At 44.1% G+C, this 467-nt stretch carries 2 tRNA genes; both read left to right on the top strand.

The annotated features are described in order from the left end of the window. The first annotated feature begins 104 nt into the window (after positions 1 to 104). Positions 105 to 181: transfer RNA gene (locus JQ845_RS22845), tRNA-Ile, on the top strand. A 30-nt stretch (positions 182 to 211) separates the two neighbouring features. After that, positions 212 to 287: transfer RNA gene (locus JQ845_RS22840), tRNA-Ala, on the top strand. Positions 288 to 467: the final 180 nt, after the last annotated feature.

The following is a 467-nucleotide window of genomic DNA, read 5'->3' as shown; positions in this document are numbered from 1 at the left end:
TCCATAAGTTCCCACACGAATTGCTTGATTCATTGAAGAAGACGATAGAAGCAAATTTAAGCTCCAGGCTGATAGCGCACGCTAACAGTTACAAGCTCGAAATTGGGTCTGTAGCTCAGTTGGTTAGAGCGCACCCCTGATAAGGGTGAGGTCGGCAGTTCGAATCTGCCCAGACCCACCAATTTTGTGTGGAAAGTGCCTGTAGAAATATGGGGCCATAGCTCAGCTGGGAGAGCGCCTGCCTTGCACGCAGGAGGTCAACGGTTCGATCCCGTTTGGCTCCACCATTACTTGCTTCTGTATCGTAAAGCTTAGAAATGAGCATTCCATCAAATGATGGTGAATGTTGATTTCTGATCTTTTGATTAGATCGTTCTTTAAAAATTTGGGTATGTAATAGAAAGTTAGACTGGATAGCACTTTCACTGGTGTTTATTCAGGCTAAGGTAAAATTTGTGAACGTTCTT

Source organism: Pseudomonas paraversuta (genome assembly GCF_904063065.1).
GTDB lineage: Bacteria > Pseudomonadota > Gammaproteobacteria > Pseudomonadales > Pseudomonadaceae > Aquipseudomonas > Aquipseudomonas paraversuta.
This window is presented reverse-complemented; position numbering and strand designations above follow the sequence as displayed.